The sequence below is a fragment of the Sphingobacterium sp. LZ11T8 genome (genome assembly GCF_024261425.1).
GTDB lineage: Bacteria > Bacteroidota > Bacteroidia > Sphingobacteriales > Sphingobacteriaceae > Sphingobacterium.
This window is the reverse complement of sequence record NZ_JANBZY010000002.1, coordinates 107715-127737: the sequence shown is the minus strand read 5'-3', so window position 1 is coordinate 127737 and position 20023 is coordinate 107715. Positions and strand designations below refer to the sequence as shown.

The following is a 20023-nucleotide window of genomic DNA, read 5'->3' as shown; positions in this document are numbered from 1 at the left end:
CTATCAATTTAATTTATATCGCACACTCTCTAAAGCTTCCAATCCATCCAAAAATTCATTGGTGATAAAAATCTTCTTCCGCTTTACAGGCATTTCAATGGACAATTCATCCTGAAGATCCATGATCATAAACTTTAATTGACAGTTTGCCTCTTGTCCTTCTAATTGAGTATAACTCACTAACTCTTCTAATGTTTTGACAAATTCCTGATTTAAGATATGCAATGGAAACTGAATAGTAAAGCTTTTTGCCATCTTTTCGCGTAAATCAGATAGCAATTGGATGCCTTTCAGCTCAAATCCCCAGTTACCAACTTGTTTGAAACGCTCTTGCACCAATCCCCTGATCTGGACAAAATAGCCTTCCTGCAGATAACCTTTAAATTTCACATAATCTTCACCAAAAACCATGATCTCATAGGAGTCTGAATAATCTTCAATAATAAATGAACCAAAAGGTTTGCCCGATTTGGCAACCCTATGGTTTGCCAAGGCCACAATCCCTCCTAAAACAACCTCCTTGTTCTTGATCCGGTTAAATTCAAGTAATAGCTCCTGCTCTACTTCCGCAGCTTTCACCTTATTGATCATCTGTAGGTCTGTCACATTATTTGGACAGAAATGGCGCATTTCGAATTTATAGTTATCCAAAGGGTGACTGGTCAGATAAATTCCGATCACATCTTTTTCATATTTCAACTTCTCGATCAATCCCCATGCTGGACATGGATTCAAGGTCGGTTCAGGCAATTCAACAGCTCCACCCGCTCCAAATAAACTTACCTGCGCGGAGTTCTCATTCTCTTTAAATTTATGAGCAAATTTAATGGCCTTCTCAATCCCCGAACTACTATCGGTGTCCGAGAAAAAGTATTGTGCACGGTGGGTATCCGAAAAGGAATCAAATCCTCCAGCATAAGCCAAACTTTCGAATGCTTTCTTATTGATCATCCGAAGATCAACTCGCTTAGCTAAATCAAATATTGACTTGTACGGACCATCAGTTCTACTATTTACAATCGTTTCTACGGCTCCTGCTCCTACACCTTTCACTGCTCCAATACCAAAACGGATAGCCCCTTCATCATTTACCGTAAATTTATAATGCGACTCATTAACATCTGGACCTAAGACAGTTAAACCCATTCTCCTACACTCTTCCATAAAGAACGTTACTTGTTTGATATCGTTCATGTTATTGGAAAGTACAGCAGCCATATATTCCGCTGGATAATGTGCTTTTAGGTACGCAGTCTGATAGGCGACCCAGGCATAACAGGTGGAGTGGGATTTATTGAAGGCATAGGATGCAAATGCTTCCCAGTCAGTCCAGATCTTTTCCAAAACCTTTGCACTATGTCCATTCGCTTCTGCTTGGGCAACAAATTTAGGCTTCATCTTATCCAAGACCGCTTTTTGTTTCTTACCCATCGCCTTACGGAGAACGTCGGCATCACCTTTTGAGAATCCCGCAAGCTTTTGGGACAGAAGCATTACCTGCTCCTGGTAAACCGTAATACCGTAGGTTTCACTCAGGTATTCCTCACAGGCATCCAAGTCATAGGTGATAGGTTCAATTCCATGCTTACGTTTTACGAAACTAGGAATATATTCCATCGGACCTGGACGATATAATGCATTCATGGCAATTAAATCCGCAAAGACTGTCGGTTTTAATTCCTTCATATATTTCTGCATCCCTGGAGACTCGTATTGGAAGATACCAATGGTCTCACCCCTCTGGAACAGTTCGTAGGTCTTTACATCATCAATAGGGAAATTATCGGGATCCAAATCGATGTCATGGCTCAATTTTACGTTGATTACAGTATCCTTGATTAAGGTTAACGTTTTTAAGCCTAGAAAGTCCATCTTCAACAGACCCGCACTTTCAACGACCGAGTTGTCGAATTGGGTGACATATAGATCTGAATCCTTCGCTAAAGATACTGGAACGAAATTCGTAATATCATCCGGTGTGATGATTACCCCACAGGCATGTATACCCGTATTACGCATCGATCCTTCCAAGACCCTAGCCTGTTTAATGGTCTCCGCTTCAATACCGGCACCATCAGCCAAAGACTTCAGTTTATTGACGGCTTCCAACTCTTCACTACGCAAAACTTCCTTCAGCGCTTTGTCTTCCAGATTGAAGATCTTACTTAGTTTCAAGTTGGGAATCAATTTTGCAATTTCATTGGCATCAGAAAGTGGAAGATCCAAAACCCTGGCAGTATCCTTGATAGAAGATTTCGCTGCCATAGTTCCATAAGTAATGATCTGCGCTACTTGTGATGCTCCATATTTGTCGATTACATATTGCATTACCCGACCACGCCCCTCATCATCGAAGTCGATATCAATATCGGGCATGGAAACACGGTCAGGATTCAAGAAACGCTCAAATAGCAAATCATATAAGATGGGGTCTACATTGGTAATCCCCAAACAATAGGCAACGGCAGATCCTGCTGCTGAACCACGACCCGGACCTACTGATACTCCCATTTCACGGGCGGCAGCAATAAAGTCCTGTACGATCAAGAAATAACCAGGATACCCTGTTTTCTCAATCGTAGCCAATTCAAAATCCAATCGCTCCCGAATGGAATCGGTAATCTCAGGATATCGTTTCTCCGCACCGATATAGGTCAGGTGCCTTAAGAAGGCATTCTCACCACGCTTTCCACCATCAACCAAATCCTCTTCCGATTGGAACTGTTCAGGGATTTCAAATTTTGGAAGTAAGACATCCCTGTTCAAGGAATAAATCTCAATCTTATCCAAAACCTCCTGTATATTGATGATGGCATGTGGTGTATCTTTAAAAACCTGCTTCATTTCATCAGCAGATTTGAAATAGTATTCTTGGTTTGGTAAACCAAATCGGAATCCGCGACCTCTCCCTTTCGGTGTAGAGAGCTTTTCACCATCCTTAACACATAATAGAATATCGTGCGCGTGCGCATCAGCTTTATTGACGTAATATGTATTGTTGGTCCCGATTACCTTCACCTGATGTTTTTCTGCCAGTTGGACCAAGGTATCATTTACCCTGTTTTCGTCCTCCTGACCATGTCGCATCAGTTCAATATAGAAATCCTCGCCAAACTGTTCCTTCCACCAGATCAGCGCTTCTTCTGCTTGGGCTTCACCAATATTTAAAACCTTGCTAGGGACCTCACCATTTAGGTTACCTGAAAGAACGATCAAATCTTCTTTATAGCGTTCGACAGTTTCCTTATCGATCCTCGGCACATAATAGAATCCTTCAGTATAAGCTACTGAAGCCATTTTTGCCATGTTGTGATATCCATTTTTGTTCTTGGCCAGAAAGACAATTTGATAACCATTGTCTTTTCTGCTTTTGTCTTTACGGTTCTCACATACAAAGAATTCACAACCCACGATAGGTTTGATGATCCGACCATCATAGGTCTCGCCATTTTCTTCAGCTTCCTTAATTTTTGCTTCTACATCCTTATTGTGACCTAAGGTCTTGCTAACAAAGTGAAAGGCTCCCATCATATTACCATGGTCCGTCATGGCAACTGCCGACATTTTATGCTTGGCTGCTGCTTGGATCAGGCTATCAATGGAAATTGTGGACTGTAAAACTGAAAATTGGGTATGATTATGTAAGTGGGCAAACTCAGCTGCTTCAAATTTAGCTAGCGTTTCAGGATCAATGACAACCTTTTTAACCCCCATGCTTTCCTCTTGACGGATTGCATCAGAGGCCGCCTTCAGGTTGACATGCTTCAGTCCTACCGATTCAACAACGGAAGGATTCTCTTTTCTAAATTCTACAAAATAGCCGGTATCAACCTGTAAATCACTTGGCGTAAATACATCTTTTCTGATCAGCTCAAAAAAGCATCGCGTAGTTGCTTCCACGTCGGCTGTAGCATTGTGCGCCTCAGCAAATGGAACCCCAAACAGATAACTGTGTAATTCTGTTAGGTTAGGCAACTTATATCGGCCACCACGACCACCGGGCAGTTTCAATAGCTCTGCCGTGACTTCCGTACAGGTATCAAGGATTTGCATGGAAGCCATTGGACTATCCACCTGATAACGGTAGAATTCACAGCCCATAATATTGATATCAAAACCAATATTCTGACCTACCACAAATTTCGCCTTTGCTAATGCTTCATTGAATTTTACTAAAACATCAGTCAGGGGTATACCCTCAGATTCTGCCAATTCAGTAGAAATACCATGGATTTTTTCAGAATCATAGGGAATGTTGAAACCATCCGGCTTGATCAAATAATCCTGATGCTCAACCAGCCTTCCCATTTCATCGTGCAATTGCCAAGCAATCTGAATACACCTCGGCCAGTTATCTGTATCCGTAATTGGTGCATCCCAACGCTTTGGCAAACCCGTAGTCTCCGTATCAAAAATTATATACATCTTTCTCTTCTCCCTAAAACTTTGAACTAACAAAAATACTTAATATTATCCTAATAAACTCCCAAATTCTAGGAACTAAAATCTCCAATTCTTTAAGTAAATCTAAACTAGGATTTTAAAGGCAAAGCTCTGTTTTTAAAAAGTCATTTTGCAATTTTAGCTTTCCATATCGATCAATTAATAAATTAGCAACCTATCAAATTCCAGCAAACAAAAAACGCAGCCCATTTACTGCGGACTGCGTTTTTATATATTTTTAGAGGTTCTTTATTTCAAGATCACCACTTCTACTCTTCTGTTCTTTTGTCTTCCTTCTGGAGTTTTGTTGTCAGCAATTGGTTTGGTCTGGCCTAAACCTTTTGTTGAAATTCGAGCGTCAGATATCCCCGCATCTACCAAAAACTTCTCCACTGAAGCTGCACGCTTGTCTGACAGCCAAACATTGTACTCCGGAGTACCTGTAGCATCAGTATGTCCATCAACTCTGATCTTGGAACTGGCGTTGGAAGTCTTCAATACCTTCACCAATTTGCTCAATTCAGTTTTTGCTCCATCTGTTAAATATGAAGAATTTGTCGGGAACAATAAATCGGATGATATGGAAACTAAAATACCTTCATTTGTCTGCTTCGCGTCCTCAAATTCTCTCTTCACATTTTTCAATCCATCATTGGTTCCATCTTGACTGACTACAGCCCCTGGGTTCACAACCAATGCTTGTTGTTTACAAGAAAATAAAGTAAGACCCGCTAAAAAAATTAAAGTTAAATAGTTGATTCGCTTCATGAGTTTTTATAAAGTTATTATTCTGTAAATATAGTGATATTACTATTAAAAATGTCACTTCTTGAAGATTCTTTGTTCCGCAGATCTGATTTCTGGAATTGCCTGATATAAGTTCCAGATCAGCCCTGTTCTGGCGTTCTCCAACAGGATGGCAAGGTTGGATTGGTTGTTGGCAATATACTCATCAGAAACATCATCTGTCCGCAAATCCATCCATGCTCTAAAACCATATTCGGTAAAGAGGTATTCTCCAAATTGATTGTACATGGCATACATGGAACGCTTAGAACGGCTCTCATCCAAAAACATGGACGAAATCGCTATGGCCGGATTGATCCGGAAAGTACCAATACTATCTCTATATTGATAGAATCCCCAAATATCAGAATTTGAAGTACCTACGCCAATCTCATTATCCCTGCGTTTAGCCACTTGTGTATATTTTTGGAGAACTGATTTCAGGTCATACTCTCCTACCTTACTTAGATTCGGGTTGATCGTATTAAAAGGCCTGTACATATCCAATAGACTCGTGGTATAGTTTCCGAATGGAAGTTTGATACCGTACATCAGGGTATCATGCGCTGAAGCCACTTTAAATATGGAATCCTGCCCAGGAACGGAAATCAATACCTTTTCAGCATCCATCATCAGATTAACGGAATCTCCTAAATTGGATTCATGATCGGTGCCCATCCGTCGGATCGAATTTCTTCCCCTTGGCTTTTCAAATCTATATTTTAAAGCGTTGGCAAAGGCCTCAGGTGGCAAGCTAGATTTTGTTGAAGCAATGGCTAACATGTAGGCATTTAGGCCTCCATTGATACCAACCAAGGGATCAAAGGTAAAATATTCATCTACCATATCGATTGCTGACCTTAACACCAATGGATCAGACGGCAAGGTCACTCCTCTCCAATCCAATCTTTCCCACAACTGGGTAATATCCGCGCGTAACTTATTTTCATCTGCAGCATCGGTGGTCAGGTACTGACGGATGACCAATAAGGCTTCCATCAAGGAACTCGTGGCTTGCACGTCATAACGTGGAATATCGTCTAGATATAAGGGCAGTCCTTTTCTACCATCAAAATAAGCAGGAAAGAAGCCTTTATTGTTTTGGGCCTTACCCAAAAAACCTACAATCCGTTTAACCCGACTTAGGAACAATGCTTTGCTTACAAATCCTTTCTCTACACCCACCAACATGCTCAACATGGCACCTCCGGTTTCACGAACAGAAACCACTGCCTTATCTTTCATGCGATAGGGCATGTACATTCCTGAATTGATATCGTAATTCTCAACGAAATAATTTACGTTGGCAAGTTGGATCAGATCCAATAACTGATCTTCATTAAGCTGTTTGGGTTCTACCTCTAGCACTTCTGAAAATGGAGATTCACGGTAGTTGTAGTCCACCCAGGCAATCTTATAATAATATTTCTTATCTAAAACTGGCACATAGTCCAAGCTCCTCAGCATATAGGTTGGTCGGATGGCCACTGCTTTAAATTCTTTGTTGTCCAAGGAGCGATAGATTTTAACATAGCGGATACTAGGTGTCAGGGGAACCTGCCATTGTAGGTCAACATGCTTCCCATAAGCAGTAGCTTTGGATAATACCGCATTGGATGTCAAGGGAGCCTCTGAATATTTTGTAGGAAGGAATTCTATCTGATCCAGAAATAATTGATTGGTAACCTCACTGGAGTGATGTTGCCTAAGTATAATCCCAGAGATATTATGATCAATATTCAAGCCTGCAAATTCCTTCAGTGGAATCTTCACGCTCATCCAACTGCTATGGTTATAATCTTCGATATAATCTCCCAATGGGATAGAAACTGATTGATTCATCCCTTGTTGGATAGAGATGGAAGGTAAGTTTTCAGCTTTTGTACCAGCGGAACCTACAAAGATCTTTAGGCTCAGGATATCATCGAAGGACACCCGATAGTGAAATTTCTGCCTACTATACTTGATCAGCACATCCCAATCTCCCATTTCAGAGGAAATGTATTTTAGGGAAAGCGCATTCCCAGGAGTAAAAAATAAGCTGTCCGAAACCAAAAGGTTTTTTTGGACATTCTCCACCCAACTATCGCCCGAATAATTAACGATACTGCGGGCATAAGTTCCTTTCACCAAACTATTATCAAATACCACCTCAGGATAGGATTCAGCTTTACTGTTCAAGCCCAGAAAGCATAAAAAGAGTATAGTAAAAAGTCGAAGTTGCATAAACAAGAATTAATCTACGAAAATAGATAAAAATCGCGCCAAAAGCTATTATTATGCCCTTTTTCTGGCTTCGTGATAAAATTATTACGCACATTACAAGCACATTGCATTTTTTATCAGGATATTATTTTTCAACTTTGTTAAATCTCTCTATATTTGCAGCACGTCAAGCGAAAGTAGCTCAGTTGGTAGAGCACAACCTTGCCAAGGTTGGGGTCGCGAGTTCGAATCTCGTCTTTCGCTCAGTTGCCTAGGTGGTGGAACTGGTAGACACGCAGGACTTAAAATCCTGTTCCCGTTAAGGGAGTGCGGGTTCGATTCCCGCCCTAGGTACAGAAAAAAGCCGCTTAAAGCGGCTTTTTTAGTATGTAAGTATTTAGTAGTTAGTATTTAGACCTATAGTTTCCTAAAAAGAGAAACCCCTAAAGGGGGTGAGATAATTTTTTATTTGAGGAAACTTCAAATTCTGAATGATATTTAAGAATCTGTTAGGTTCTACTCTCCACATCCCTGTCATCGTCAATCTTCGATTGACGAACTGTACGCCAATACAAACTATCTAAGATTGGCACATTGAACGTCAATCCAAATTGGATAATAGTTTAAGTTTGCATTGTTCCGAGATACTTCGGATGAACCTCAGTATGACTAAAAAAAAAAAGATTCTTCGCCTTATCCTGAATCCCTCTTCAGCGCATTTTTATTCTGAACGATTAGTGAAGAATCTGTACGGTTCCACTATAACTATCCCTGTCATCGTCAATCTTCGATTGACGAACTGTACGCCAATACAAACTATCTAAGATTGACACGCTGAACGTCAATCCAAATTGGATAATAGTTTAAGTTTGCATTGTTCCGAGATACTTCGGATGAACCTCAGTATGACTAAAAAAAATAGATTCTTCGCCTCGCTCTGAATCCCTCTTTAGCGCATTTTTATTCTGAACGATCAGTGAAGAATCTGTACGGTTCCACTATACCCATCCTTGTCATCGTCAATCTTCGATTGGCGAACTGTACGCCAATACAAACTATCTAAGATTGACACACTGAACGTCAATCCAAATTGGATAATAGTTTAAGTTTGCATTGTTCCGAGATACTTCGGATGAACCTCAGTATGACTAAAAAAAAAAGATTCTTCGCCTTATCCTGAATCCCTCTTCAGCGCATTTTTATTCTGAACGATATGTGAAGAATCTGTACGGTTCCACTATACCCATCCCTGTCATCGTCAATCTTCGATTGACGAACTGTACGCCAATACAAAATTCCATGATTTTAAAATTGTTTATTGTATTGTACCGAGATCCTTCCTGCGTCAGGACGGCAACGTGGCGTTAAACTATATATGATTAGGCTTGTATTGTTCTGAGATTTTCGAAGATTTTTAGAATACGAAAAAAGCCTTCACAATATTTTACCTAAATTCGAAAAGGAACAATTGCAGGTTCTCCTCCCTTCCCTAAAATTTTCAACTAAGAAAATTCTCCTATTTCTAAAAATCTCGATAGACCTTTTGACCTTATTCGAGACACATTCCGAAAATTCGCAATACAACCAAACCATTTCTCGAATATGGCTCGAATGAATCCCGAACAAGACAAGGAAATAAAGTCCAATTTCAGCCATCCATTTCTTCCTAAAAACTGATGGCCCTCTCCTATTTTCCTACCCAATCTCAAGTCTAACCTTATCCATTTCAGTCAATTATTTACAATTATTTAAAAGGTCATTTTCACACTTTAGAGGCCATTACCACATATCAATAGCAAACTGTAGTGATGAAACGACAATTTAAAATTAACTGCTATTACGCATATCTTCTGCAGTAGAGAAAATGAATTTCCTACTTATTTTTACAATGTTTTCAAAGTGAAGACATTAGAATATACCGAAAATCACTAACTATTAACGCGTAATTCTAAAATTTTATAAAGTATCACTAACTAGGTGCAAAGCATTATGGATAAAACTTACATGAGTCCAAAAATCGAGGTCCTCGATATCCATCTTGAAGAAGGTATAGCTTCAGGATCAGCATTTGTCCGCCCTCATAACACTGATAATGAGCTGATGGACCAATGGTACCAAGACGATCAGGAAACAAAAAATATCGATTGGTAATACAAACACACAAAGAATAATAAAAACCTACAAAATGGAATTTACACTACTGAACAAGATGGCTAGATTAAAAAGTATGTTCTTTATAGCGATTCTGCTACTTAGCTTTCAATCTTGTAAAAAGTCAGGCTCTGATCCAGTTTCTGGAGAACTAACGACCGTAAAAGTAAAATTATCGGTTGGCTCGCCTGAAGAGGAAAGAATAGCATACGGAAGCAATAAATCAACTAAGAGAGCGCCAGAATCCAATGTACAATTATCAAACGTACAGATCAGCGATAATATGAACATGGAAGTGATGGTAATCCGCGATGTTGAACCTTCTACGATTAGAAGGACTTCTTCTGCAGACAATGCAGCCAAAGCAGCAACACAAACCGTGAACTCAACTTTGACTCCTGGCGTGAAATACCGCATTATGGTTTATAATAATGCAGGTGCTCATCAAGGGAATTTCGACTATATCTATGGTAGCGAACCTACAACTGGTGGCATTCAATTAAATGCTGGTGAAACCTACACTTTTGTAGTTTATTCAGTGAATAGCTCGACAGATTTACCAAATGTGAGCAACCAAGGAAGCTTAAGTACAGCTAGTCTGAATAATATCTCCAGTGATCTTATGTTCTTTAAAAAGTCAGTGAAACTGACTCACGGAGATAATAACCTGAACGCCGTATTGGTACATCAATTTAGCCAGATTACGACGACCATTGAAATGGACGATAGTATGACTGGATCTATTGAAGCAATTTCAAATGCCCGTTTCTCTCCAACAAAAGCTAGTGGTTCATTGAAATTCAGTGATGAAAGTCTAAGTTTCCCTAATCAAAATGGGCAAACTAATGTGACATTTCCAACTATTACACCTGGTATGAGAAGCATCAGTAGTAATCCAACATTTTTGATCAGCAAGAGTGTTACGGATGCCATCTTTACTTTTGGATCAATCACCTTAGATGCGGAGACCCAAACTGGAATTCAAGTTAAGGATGTTAAGATTACTCCGGGACATAAGTACAATTTAGTATTACGATTCAGAGCATGTACACAAAATGTAACTTCAGATGCCATGAACTGGAGATACAAGGAAGAAACTTGGAGAGAAGGAAATTGGTTTACAGGTTATACAACTTATATTGGCATCATAAAAGACGGCCAAAAAATTAAAAATAATGAGATTATTACCAATTCATTCAGTGCACCACGAGCTGATTATGGTTTCCAATTTGATATTACCGAATTAGACAATGCATTGAATATGCGCGTAAATGGTAAATATATTTTTGGAAACAGCTACGCAGACCAGATCCAATTCCAGACTAACAATAACTTAGGTACTGTACGTAATATTGAATTTGAAGACGGCACAGAATACGCTAAAAATGGTATTGATGAGGCTTACAACTTAAAAGGTACATTGGCTAAACCATTGATCCGTATCATGATCAGTCGTACTGGAGAAGTGACCATGTTAGGAAGCAAAACCAACGAAGGACCATTGATTCCATTGCGCTTGAAAGGTGGCAAGCAATTCAATAATGTTACCTGGAGTTCAACAGGTTCAAATACCGTAGTAGTAAGCCAGAAAGTGGACGGTAGGACGATTGTTGTTGGTAGAGGTTATGGAAGAAAAAGAACCGACTGTCCTAAATAGCATAAGCCCCATTTAATAACAAGGATATAATTTTTAAGATAACGGCCAAATGTAATATTTGGCCGTTTTTATTTTGCCAAGATTTTATTGATATACTCGCACCCAATCTATTTCCATGGCGACAGGTAATTGTGTTTGATCCACCTTACCTACCCAATTACCGCCTAATTGTTGATCGATCAAGATAAAAAAAGGTTGATCATATGGCCATTGTGTAGGGTCAACCCCTTCTACTCTTGGATAGGTAAAAGTATCCTTTCCATTCAATTGAAAAACAATTCTGTCAGGGTACCATGAGATTCCAAAGACATTGAATTCATCAGGTTCTATGGCCGTTGTGCCAGAATGTGGCGGATTGTCTTGATGACCAAGATTTAGGGTATAATGGGAATGGGTTGTCTGATAGATTATTTTATCAAAGTTAAGGTGTTCCATGATATCGATCTCTCCATTCATGGGGTATTTGCCGTATTTATCCAATTCAGCTAACATCCACATGGCCGGCCATGCACCCTGTGCACTTCCCAATTTAGCCCGAATCTCAATCCGGCCATATTGAAAGGCAAATTTGTTCTTGCTCCAGATCCCTCCTGTGATAAAGGGCCTAGGGTCTGAGGATAGGTCTGGATTATTGATACCTAGTAAAAACAAACTCCCATTTTCCATTCGGAAAACGGCATCTGAAGTACTCATATGTCTGTTCCAATCAGATTCTCCTTTGGGTATCCGGGACCATTTTGTTGTATCTATCCCCGTCCCGTTAAAATTATCCTCCCAGATCAATTTCCACTTTCTATCTGCCCTATTTTCTTTTTGGATATGGATATATGGTTTGTCCGCCATCTTTTGCGTGACTGAACAGGACCCCAATAAAGTAATGAAAGTGAGTCCAAGGAGATATAGGTTTTTAGTTTTCATAGCAGATTAAAATAGAGAAGTTTGTCCAGACCAAGGTTTTTGGATATCGGGACGATTGGTATTTCCGCTGCGATCAGCTGTAACCCGATGCACTTGGTGGGCATTTAATTCCTTTGGGTATGGAATCATCAATTGTTTGATTTCCTCTTTTCCTTCTGCAAATAACCAAGCATCTCTTGACTCCTCGGGAATTACCAATGGCATCCTTTTCTTTTCATTATGAACCTCCTCAAGCAGTTCATTTGCAGCTGTTGTGATCACGGAAAAAGTTGGATAAGTTTCACCAGTTTCCTGATCCGTGAAATTGGAATATACAATCCCCAAACTGATAATTTCATGCTTAGGAGCATAAATGAAGTAATTCTCAGTATCTTTTTTTCCGGCGACCTTATGGGGTTCATAAAACCCGGTTACATACAATAATCCTCGATTATTGTGGATGTAGTTTTTATAGCTAGCTTTTTCGAAAATACTTTCAGCTTCGGCATTGAGGGTGTTTGCATATTTACCGGCATCTGTTTCCGTCTTCACCCAGCTGGGGATCAGCTTCCACCTCGCCTCGATCACAGCATCCGAATCTTGGTTTAATGTCACTGGAAGATAGGGTCTAGTGAATCCTGAAATATGGAAAATTTCATTTTCATTCGGATAGTATACCTTCTTTTTGGGAAGTTTATTTTTTAATTCTGATTTACTTGGAGAACCAACATGATAACACATAACTGTAAGGTAGATTTCATTTGAAAATAATAATTATTATACAATAAAACGCATATTTTGATTGCAGGAACACACATGGAGATAATTCAACATTTATAATTGCCAATAAACAATTATACCCCAATAGCTTGGGGTATAATCTTATGCAAATTGACAATAAATTGTAAACTAATTTCTGAAAAGAGTCAATCTGCAATTTTATGGTTGTATTGCGATGTGCGTTATAACAGTTTTAATGTTCTAGATAATTTTCAAACAATTTAAATGTAAATTGGTTTTAGAACATTTGATTTTTTATAAATAATAAAAATATTAAACTTTTTTCACCGGAATTGATTCATTCATAAAGGTATACTGAAAATATGAGGGATAAAATAAAACTGGAATTGGGTGATATTACCAAATGTCATGTGGATGCTATTGTAAATGCAGCAAATACTTCATTATTGGGCGGAGGAGGTGTTGATGGTGCAATCCATCGGGCTGCTGGACCTTCACTATTAGAAGAATGCCAACAGATCCGCAACAGGCAAGGTGGTTGCAAAACAGGCCAGGCTGTCATAACCCATGCAGGCAATCTTCCCTGTAAATTTGTAATCCATGCCGTTGGTCCGGTTTGGAAGGATGGGAACCATAGTGAAGATGAGCTTTTATATAATGCCTACTTCAATAGTTTAGTTTTGGCTAGTAAAAATAATGTAAGCAAAATTGCATTCCCTAATATCAGTACCGGAATTTATGGTTTTCCAAAAGAAAGGGCTGCAAAAATTGCGATTCAGGCGGTAAAAAATTATTTAGCTGAAAATGAATCGATTGGAGAAGTAATTTTTGTCTGTTTTGATGAGGAAAACCTTAAGATTTACCAGAAATCGTTGGATATAACTATAATATAAACGTCATAACTTGGATTTCAACCATCCAAATTGCATATAATTCGATACATTTAGGCTCCCAGGACTTAATATTATGATTGAAATCAAAGTAGCATCTATTGATGACTTGCTCATTATTCAAAAAATTGGTCGAGAAACATTCCTTGAAACCTTTGAATCCAGAAATTCCGAATCGGATATGTCTGCATATATTAATGATCGTTTTTCCGAAATCCAGGTTCAGCATGAATTGAAAAATCTGGAGTCTATATTTTATATAGCTTGGGACCAGGAAGACCCTATTGGCTATCTGAAATTAAATATTGGTCAGGCCCAGACCGAGTATAAGCTGGAAGACCATATCGAAATAGAACGAATTTATGTCTATGCAAGCCATCATGGCAAACAAGTTGGTCAGCTTTTATTTTTTAAGGCCCTTGAAACCGCAAAAAGTTTAAGGGTACCGACGATTTGGTTGGGAGTCTGGGAAGAAAATGCCCGTGCCATCAGTTTCTATAAGAAAAATGGATTTGAAGAATTTGATAAACATATTTTCAGGTTAGGTAGTGATGAACAGACGGATATTTTAATGCGAAGGGCAGTTGGGTAATACCCTAAGGGGGTGAAATACTTTTCTTTACCCTTTTGTGTCACCCTGAGGGCACCCCGAAGGGTCTCGGAACTATCCAATCTTCTTGTGAAATAATTTTCAATAATGATTTCCAAAGCTTGAAAATAAAATAATTCTCTTCTTTACTTTTGAAGCGCAAATTAACCAAACTGACGAAGGAGCTCAGGGATACCAATCCTATTGTTACTTTTGAAGCCCAAATTAACCAAACCGACGAAGGAGCTCACGGATACCAATTCTCTTCGTTACTTTTGAAGCCCAAAAGTAACCAAACCGACGAAGGAGCTCAGGGACACCAATTCTCTTCGTTACTTTTGAAGCGCAAATTAACCAAACCGACGAAGGAGCTCAGGGACACCAATTCTCTTCGTTACTTTTGAAGCCCAAAAGTAACCAAAAGGCTTCGGCTCATTTAAGATGGCTTTTCGCACAATCCAACACACATGAAAAGAATGCCTTGATGTCGGGAATATCTTCCTGCAAAATTCTCCTTTTAGATGGAGAATTTTTTGAAAGCATTCCAAGGCCAATCCCATCGCGCAGGGCAACGTCATTCTTTCCATTTTTCCGCCATTGGAAATGAGCCGGGAGCTAAAGGACTTCCTTTGGAAGGATGATGTTTGTTTTGAGTAACCCCTAGCGGGCATGAAATACTTTTCTATACCCTTTTTGTGTCACCCTGAGGGCACCCCGAAGGGTCTCGGAACTATCCATACTACATTTGAAATGGTGTCCTCATCTTACGATAGCGGAATGACAAAAAGCTCAAAAAGAATCAAAAAATAGATTCTTCGTTTACTCTGAATCCCTCTTTAGCGCATTTTGATTCTGAACGATTAGTGAGGAATCTGTACGGTTGTCCTCCCACAGGTCCTGTCATGCTGCACCGAAGGTGCAGGAAAGTTCGTCAATGCAAATTGTATAATAATGTAAGTTTGCATTGCTCCGAGATACTTCGGATGAACCTCAGTATGACTAAAAAAAATAGATTCTTCGCTTCACTCTGAATCTCTCCTTAGCGCATTTTGATTCTGAACGATTAGAAACTTTTGGACGTTGCGCCTTATTTTTTGATCAGTTCGATATTGGAATGTTCAGCGATAATTTCTTGGAGGATTTCGAAATAGGTCTGCCCCTTCCCTTCCCTTAATGCATCCAATCGTTTTTGGATAACGGAAGAATCGAAATCATCGGGATGCTCTAACTTTTCCTGATAATAACTAATGGTGAATTCAGTTCCTAAAGCTTCTCGATTGGCTTCAAAGTTTTCCCAGATCAATGTTATTTCTTCCTTTTCACGGATGGCTCCAAAACCTCCGTACAATAGGTCATCAAATGCATCCAAACTTTCCGCTAATTGCCAGCTTTCATTTTGCATAAACTTTCGATTTATTTCTTCGTAAAAACTGGATTTATCGTGGATTTGGCTACCGTCAATTATGATTTCTTTTTTCATGCGTACACAAAAATAGAAATTTTAAGGAATCTGACTAAATAGGAAGTAACAGCAAAAAGCTATTCCGTGTAATCCTTAGTACAGCTGTTATAAACCATAGTTTTATTGGCAACTTCATTAAAGTTTTCAAAATCTACCTTTTCTAGGTCACAAGTATAGCCATATTCTGGAGAAGCAGTTAGGCAAGAAATACACACGACATCTACATAATATACCGTTTTGCCTTTATAGATTCCTTTATAGAGATTGGTTTCATACGCACCTTTCTCGGTACATCGTATTTCTTTCTTGAAATGGCTTCTTAATTTTTTGGAGCAGGGTGAAGCATCTTGACCTTCTTTTTCACAAGCCGTAAACAGTACTATGGCTAGAGCTAAAAACATAATTCTCTTCATAATTGACAATGGTTTAATATTAATAGAAATGCTGTGTATTAACTAAACGATTAAATTTATCAAGATGCTACAAAGTTGAATACATAAAAAAAGCCTGATTTCTCAGGCTTTTTCCTACAAATTATGTTTATAAAAAAATTAATCTTTTAATTTTTATTTACAAGCAATTTTAGCTTGACCGTAACCTCTACCTACAACAAAAGTTGTATTGGATACTTTTTGAGTAACCTTTACGCTATTCGTTCCAGAAGTTTTCCAAGGCACGTTGTTGAATTTCAAAGAACCTTTTAAAACCATTTGAACTAATGGTCCATTGTTTGTTTTGCTACCTAACATGGTCACTTCACCTGTTTTACTGATAATGATTCTAATCATTGGAGTAGCATCAGTTCCTCTAAGGTTCCAAATATCCGGAATGCCACCTTTACCATGTTCCGTTCCATCAGCAAATTGAATGTTACGAGTAATGATTCCTTCACCATTTGCTGTGTTATCGTAAGTTTGGAATTGAATCTGGCCTTCTTTAGGATCAGTTAAGATCTGAACTCCATTAACTTCCATATTTATGGCATTGTCCAATTGGGTGATATCAAATGTAAAGCCGTAATTTGAAGCAGGAGCAGTGAATTCTCTCGTCAATAATTCTCCATTTTTCCAAACTTTACCTGAATTTGGATCATAACAACCCTTACGGTCACCAGTTTCAGGAAATTTCCAGTTTAAAGCATCATTCGCCAATTTCACTTCCTGGGTACAGGTTCTGAAGTTCAGATTCAGGTTATACTTACATCCAGGATTTACCTTAATATTAGCGATCGAAAAGTTTGTCTTGGTTTCATCATCAATTTTAATAATGCCAAAATTCAATGTTTTGTTGGTAGATGCAGGGTTGATAATCAAGGTAGGAAAACTAGTAACGTCCCTTAATCCGGTTCCCAAAACAGGGAAATTGATTGCTGCAAATGTATTTTGGTCATTTTTGTAAGCGATTGTTTCGCCATTGAAATTAAAGGTAGCACTAGCATCCACTTTTCCGATGGTTGTGTTGGTCAAGGTCTTGATAGAGCCTGTCATTTTTGAATCCATCGTTAATCGGGTAGTAATCATGCTGAATCTATGTTTTAGGATTACCCCTAATTTATTGTCACCATAGGTCAGTTGTTTATCTTTAACAATAAAGACCATTAAATCTTTAGATACGTCAACCAATTTTGCATTTGCAAATGTTGTAACGCCATTGGTGTAGATTAATTTAGGTAATTCATCATTTGCGCTGTTGATCGAATAAGCAACAAAAGTATATTTTTTACCAGCATCTAAGCTCATCGCACCTGCTGAAGCTTCACTACCATAGGTATAATCCTTTGCTTGATTAAAAGTACCATCTGCATTAAAGGCTACCAATCTATATTTGGTACCTTTGGTCAGTGGAGTAGTTTTCGTTACTGCTGCTGCCATATTAGCATCAGAACCACGGTAAGTAGTTTGGTTACTCACTGTTCTATTTGATCTATCATTGTCTTGGGACATTTTCACGTCCACTACAAAATCATCATAAACCAATGAGGTATCTTTTACGAGCCCAGATGCAACAGAGCCTTTGGTGCTGCTTTTCTTATCGAAGTCAATATTGTCCTCTTCAAAAGAAATCCCATCAATCTGAACATTAAGTTTTGCTTCTCCATTGCCCCCAACTGGATCATCAGACCTCTTACAAGATCCAAAACTAAGCATGAGGACTGCCAAGAATCCAATACTAAATTTCATACTGATTTTATTTTTGATATTATTCATGTTCTATTTCTTAATCAATTTTTATTATTACCAATCGATATTTCTATTATCATCATCCTCTTCAGTCCATTGGTCTTGGACCACATTGTTACCATTTTGAGGATATACTTTTGCAGACCCCAATGCGATGTCCACTTCCATCTGTACTTTAACTAAATGAACATGGGGAGTTTTGTAGTGCTTTTTCATTTCTTTAACCTCCATTACGGTCTAGACTCAAAACCAAAAAGAAAAAACAATTTTTCCTATCAGTTAAGATTTAGCCGCAATTTTGTATGCCTTTTTATTAATTTTTTAATAGTTGTGTGCCATAAAATTATGGTCTACAAAAATACACAGGATTTCGATTACCTGAAATCAATAGTATCTATTTAGTGCTGTTAATTATTTTTTGTAGCCCATGGCCTACACGAAATTAGCGTGTAAAAAAAGTAGCTAATATGATTTAGTTAGCAATCAGCTTAATGTTGACTTCAATTTATTAAATTTTTTGTATATCGAAAATCGATAAAAAACAGAAAAATATCTTCGTTTAACGGCTTTAAACTGTGTTTTAAAAAACAGGATTTTCAACTGTTTTAAGCAAGATTTTAAGCAGATGAGCGCAAGATTAGCTAATCATGAAAAAAAAGATTTTTGGACTTATTGGATACTAATATTAACGTCTGGTTTTATTTTATTGAAAAGGAGTAAAATACATGTTTGAACATGTATAATTTCAGCCGCTTTAACTATATTAGTAACTAAGAATGCAATTAATCACGATGAATAAGAATATTATTTTTCTGAATATTATAAGTTTGTCCCTACTCTATTCTTGTCAACAGGGAACTAAAACAGAACCTATTCAAGCTAGTCAAAATTCCACGCAAAGCCCTATTCCGGAAGCTATACCTCTCACCTATCAGATAATTGGAACACTAGACCACGATACTTCAGCTTTTACCCAAGGCTTTGTTTTAGACCAAGGAAGTCTAATTGAAGGGACAGGTCTTGAAAGGCATACCCGAATCAACAAAATTGATACTTCAACGGCAAAAGTTGAAGTACTCAAGGGAAACTATGAGAATGAAGTGTTCGGTGAAGGAATAACCATACTGAACAATAAGCTTTATCAATTGACTTACATGAACAATAAAATCTATCAATTTGATCTGGACAATTTAAAGCAGCCCAGCGGCACACATAGCTGGCAGAAAGAAGGCTGGGGATTGACACATGATTCTACCTCCTTGATATTAAGTGATGGTTCCTCCACGTTGTACTACCTTAATCCGGAAAACATGGCAATCATCAAAGAATTAAAGGTACTAGATAATATGGGGTCAGTCGATAGCCTGAATGAATTGGAATATGTGGAAGGTTATATTTTCGCTAACCAATGGGGGTCTGATTACATTTATAAAATAGACCCGAAAACAGGCTATGTGGCAGGAAAAATAAGTTTTGAAGGGATCTTACAACTTTACGACAAGAGTTTTCAACCTGACCCTGAAAAGGTGTTGAATGGGATTGCCTGGGATCCTATGAATAAATTTATGTTTGTTACTGGAAAAAACTGGCCTTTGATATTTAAGATAAGGATCAATTAACCTTCATAATTATGGTCTTCAGTGATACTAATGTAATACCCATCGAGATCATAAAATGAAAATTCCATTTTTTTGGAATTCATATTTCTATGAAGATCTTCAATCATCTCAATCTGCATTTCTTTTGCTGTATCGTAAATCCCTTGGTAATCCTTGGTCTTAAAATATAAGATTAAGCCATTTCCATGTGCAAGGTCTGGGTTTTCCATGCTAGGATGATGATGTTCAGCCCATTGATGTAGGCATATAATGGTTTCACCCGAAGAATCTTGCAATACAGCGAAATTCTCGCCACCATGACTGTTATGGAGGTTTAATAACCTTTCATACCAAACGGCACTCTTCTGTACATCTTGCACAGCGACAATAGGATCTAGTTTCATATTTATCTGCATTACCAAAC

Annotated in this window: 15 protein-coding genes and 2 tRNA genes; 7 read left to right on the top strand and 10 right to left on the bottom strand. The window is 38.3% G+C overall.

The window, feature by feature from the left end:
• Positions 1 to 3 precede the first annotated feature (3 nt).
• The 3 genes from dnaE to NLF99_RS05430 all read right to left on the bottom strand — a co-directional run bounded on the left by dnaE (position 4) and on the right by NLF99_RS05430 (position 7455).
• Entirely contained in the window at positions 4 to 4425 is a 4422-nt protein-coding gene (gene dnaE, locus NLF99_RS05440; RefSeq protein WP_254527034.1) for a DNA polymerase III subunit alpha, read from the bottom strand.
• Positions 4426 to 4692: 267 nt separating this feature from the next.
• Positions 4693 to 5211 (bottom strand): OmpA family protein, encoded by a 519-nt coding sequence (locus tag NLF99_RS05435; RefSeq protein WP_185214370.1) that lies wholly within the window; start codon positions 5209 to 5211, stop codon positions 4693 to 4695.
• Between the two features lie 54 nt (positions 5212 to 5265).
• Positions 5266 to 7455 carry a glucoamylase family protein gene (locus NLF99_RS05430; RefSeq protein WP_185214369.1) on the bottom strand — a complete coding sequence of 730 codons (2190 nt, stop codon included), beginning with the start codon at positions 7453 to 7455 and terminating at the stop codon, positions 5266 to 5268.
• 170 nt (positions 7456 to 7625) lie between these two features.
• Between NLF99_RS05430 and NLF99_RS05425 the strand changes: the two genes are divergently transcribed.
• From NLF99_RS05425 to NLF99_RS05410, 4 genes are all read left to right on the top strand, one after another.
• A tRNA-Gly gene (locus tag NLF99_RS05425) sits at positions 7626 to 7698 on the top strand.
• Positions 7699 to 7703: 5 nt separating this feature from the next.
• Positions 7704 to 7788: transfer RNA gene (locus NLF99_RS05420), tRNA-Leu, on the top strand.
• 1650 nt (positions 7789 to 9438) lie between these two features.
• On the top strand, positions 9439 to 9585 hold the full coding sequence (locus NLF99_RS05415) for a hypothetical protein (RefSeq protein WP_185216216.1): 147 nt from the start codon (positions 9439 to 9441) through the stop codon (positions 9583 to 9585).
• Positions 9586 to 9619: 34 nt separating this feature from the next.
• Positions 9620 to 11242 carry a hypothetical protein gene (locus tag NLF99_RS05410; protein WP_185216215.1) on the top strand — a complete coding sequence of 541 codons (1623 nt, stop codon included), beginning with the start codon at positions 9620 to 9622 and terminating at the stop codon, positions 11240 to 11242.
• Between the two features lie 84 nt (positions 11243 to 11326).
• On the opposite strand, the gene NLF99_RS05405 is transcribed toward NLF99_RS05410, so the two are convergent.
• Together NLF99_RS05405 and NLF99_RS05400 are read right to left on the bottom strand one after the other, a co-directional pair.
• The gene (locus NLF99_RS05405) at positions 11327 to 12160 is read right to left on the bottom strand and encodes a glycoside hydrolase family 16 protein (protein ID WP_254527033.1); all 834 of its coding nucleotides are present in this window, start codon (positions 12158 to 12160) and stop codon (positions 11327 to 11329) included.
• A gap of 6 nt (positions 12161 to 12166) precedes the next feature.
• Positions 12167 to 12880 (bottom strand): SOS response-associated peptidase, encoded by a 714-nt coding sequence (locus tag NLF99_RS05400; protein ID WP_254527032.1) that lies wholly within the window; start codon positions 12878 to 12880, stop codon positions 12167 to 12169.
• A 362-nt stretch (positions 12881 to 13242) separates the two neighbouring features.
• Here NLF99_RS05400 and NLF99_RS05395 point away from each other — a divergent pair, with 362 nt between their 5' ends.
• Entirely contained in the window at positions 13243 to 13773 is a 531-nt protein-coding gene (locus NLF99_RS05395; RefSeq protein WP_185212072.1) for an O-acetyl-ADP-ribose deacetylase, read from the top strand.
• Between the two features lie 73 nt (positions 13774 to 13846).
• Complete coding sequence (locus NLF99_RS05390) at positions 13847 to 14362, top strand: GNAT family N-acetyltransferase (protein WP_185212071.1); 516 nt, start codon at positions 13847 to 13849, stop codon at positions 14360 to 14362.
• A gap of 1084 nt (positions 14363 to 15446) precedes the next feature.
• On the opposite strand, the gene NLF99_RS05385 is transcribed toward NLF99_RS05390, so the two are convergent.
• The 4 genes from NLF99_RS05385 to NLF99_RS05370 all read right to left on the bottom strand — a co-directional run bounded on the left by NLF99_RS05385 (position 15447) and on the right by NLF99_RS05370 (position 18217).
• Entirely contained in the window at positions 15447 to 15839 is a 393-nt protein-coding gene (locus NLF99_RS05385) for a barstar family protein (RefSeq protein ID WP_254527031.1), read from the bottom strand.
• 59 nt (positions 15840 to 15898) lie between these two features.
• Positions 15899 to 16234 carry a hypothetical protein gene (locus NLF99_RS05380; RefSeq protein ID WP_254527030.1) on the bottom strand — a complete coding sequence of 112 codons (336 nt, stop codon included), beginning with the start codon at positions 16232 to 16234 and terminating at the stop codon, positions 15899 to 15901.
• A 153-nt stretch (positions 16235 to 16387) separates the two neighbouring features.
• Positions 16388 to 18001, bottom strand: a complete 1614-nt coding sequence (locus NLF99_RS05375) for a hypothetical protein (RefSeq protein WP_254527029.1) — start codon at positions 17999 to 18001, stop codon at positions 16388 to 16390.
• 54 nt (positions 18002 to 18055) lie between these two features.
• Positions 18056 to 18217 carry a hypothetical protein gene (locus NLF99_RS05370; protein ID WP_185212114.1) on the bottom strand — a complete coding sequence of 54 codons (162 nt, stop codon included), beginning with the start codon at positions 18215 to 18217 and terminating at the stop codon, positions 18056 to 18058.
• 575 nt (positions 18218 to 18792) lie between these two features.
• On the opposite strand from NLF99_RS05370, the gene NLF99_RS05365 reads away from it, so the two are divergent.
• Complete coding sequence (locus NLF99_RS05365; protein WP_254527028.1) at positions 18793 to 19620, top strand: glutaminyl-peptide cyclotransferase; 828 nt, start codon at positions 18793 to 18795, stop codon at positions 19618 to 19620.
• On the opposite strand, the gene NLF99_RS05360 is transcribed toward NLF99_RS05365, so the two are convergent.
• The gene (locus NLF99_RS05360) at positions 19617 to 20003 is read right to left on the bottom strand and encodes a VOC family protein (protein WP_185216206.1); all 387 of its coding nucleotides are present in this window, start codon (positions 20001 to 20003) and stop codon (positions 19617 to 19619) included. The genes NLF99_RS05365 and NLF99_RS05360 overlap by 4 nt on opposite strands.
• Positions 20004 to 20023 lie beyond the last annotated feature (20 nt).

Bases quoted from the DNA above. Each gene is read 5' to 3' on its own strand.
- NLF99_RS05395 (WP_185212072.1), top strand. From the start codon at position 13,243: ATGAGGGATAAAATAAAACTGGAATTGGGTGATATTACCAAATGTCAT.
- NLF99_RS05360 (WP_185216206.1), bottom strand. From the start codon at position 20,003: ATGAAACTAGATCCTATTGTCGCTGTGCAAGATGTACAGAAGAGTGCC.
- NLF99_RS05410 (WP_185216215.1), top strand. From the start codon at position 9,620: ATGGAATTTACACTACTGAACAAGATGGCTAGATTAAAAAGTATGTTC.
- NLF99_RS05430 (WP_185214369.1), bottom strand. From the start codon at position 7,455: ATGCAACTTCGACTTTTTACTATACTCTTTTTATGCTTTCTGGGCTTG.
- NLF99_RS05380 (WP_254527030.1), bottom strand. From the start codon at position 16,234: ATGAAGAGAATTATGTTTTTAGCTCTAGCCATAGTACTGTTTACGGCT.
- NLF99_RS05390 (WP_185212071.1), top strand. From the start codon at position 13,847: ATGATTGAAATCAAAGTAGCATCTATTGATGACTTGCTCATTATTCAA.
- NLF99_RS05405 (WP_254527033.1), bottom strand. From the start codon at position 12,160: ATGAAAACTAAAAACCTATATCTCCTTGGACTCACTTTCATTACTTTA.
- NLF99_RS05435 (WP_185214370.1), bottom strand. From the start codon at position 5,211: ATGAAGCGAATCAACTATTTAACTTTAATTTTTTTAGCGGGTCTTACT.
- NLF99_RS05415 (WP_185216216.1), top strand. From the start codon at position 9,439: ATGAGTCCAAAAATCGAGGTCCTCGATATCCATCTTGAAGAAGGTATA.
- NLF99_RS05365 (WP_254527028.1), top strand. From the start codon at position 18,793: ATGAATAAGAATATTATTTTTCTGAATATTATAAGTTTGTCCCTACTC.
- NLF99_RS05400 (WP_254527032.1), bottom strand. From the start codon at position 12,880: ATGTGTTATCATGTTGGTTCTCCAAGTAAATCAGAATTAAAAAATAAA.
- NLF99_RS05375 (WP_254527029.1), bottom strand. From the start codon at position 18,001: ATGAAATTTAGTATTGGATTCTTGGCAGTCCTCATGCTTAGTTTTGGA.
- dnaE (WP_254527034.1), bottom strand. From the start codon at position 4,425: ATGTATATAATTTTTGATACGGAGACTACGGGTTTGCCAAAGCGTTGG.
- NLF99_RS05385 (WP_254527031.1), bottom strand. From the start codon at position 15,839: ATGAAAAAAGAAATCATAATTGACGGTAGCCAAATCCACGATAAATCC.
- NLF99_RS05370 (WP_185212114.1), bottom strand. From the start codon at position 18,217: ATGAAAAAGCACTACAAAACTCCCCATGTTCATTTAGTTAAAGTACAG.